Source organism: Vibrio sp. 1401 (genome assembly GCF_033340295.1).
In genome coordinates this window covers 1-575 of record NZ_JAWOWF010000636.1, presented here as the reverse complement: position 1 = coordinate 575, position 575 = coordinate 1, and the positions used below count along the sequence as shown (strand labels likewise).

At 49.4% G+C, this 575-nt stretch carries 1 protein-coding gene; it reads left to right on the top strand.

Translation table 11 applies throughout. The features are described 5' to 3' along the window. Window positions 1-8: 8 nt before the first annotated feature. The coding region (locus R7Z77_RS27290; RefSeq protein ID WP_318137297.1) for a LysR family transcriptional regulator at window positions 9-575 on the top strand (567 nt) is incomplete at its 3' end.

Below are 575 nucleotides of genomic sequence, written 5' to 3'. Positions count from 1 at the left end.
AAAAGAATATGGATATTGACGCGCTGCGCAGCTTTCTTGCGTTTGTTGAAACAGGCAGCTTCACTCGTGCTGCAAAACAAATTAATCGCACCCAATCCGCGTTTAGTGCTCAAATGCGAAAGCTTGAAGATGAACTCCATGTCAGCTTATTCGAAAAGGAAGGTCGCAACCTTGTACTGAGCGAAGCGGGTATGTCACTTCGTGCGCATGCAGAGCAACTCGTAAGTTTGCACAATCAAGCCGTCAAGCAAGTAAAACGCTACGAAAACAAACGCCCACTGCGTTTAGGATGTCCAGAAGACTATAACGATAGCCTGCTGCCGAAACTCATCCGCGTATTGCAGCAAACCGAACCGACCTGCTCTATCCAGGTGTACAGTGAGCCAAGCGTGACGCTCCGCGAATGGCTAGATGAAGGCAAATTAGACGCCGCCATCGTGACTCGTGCACCCGATAGCGAAGAAGGATACTGGCTCGCAAGTGATAGAGGCGTGTGGATCAGTCACCCCGATTTCACTATCGACGAATCACAGCCAATCCCTCTCGCGCTATTTCAAACCGATTGTAAATACCAC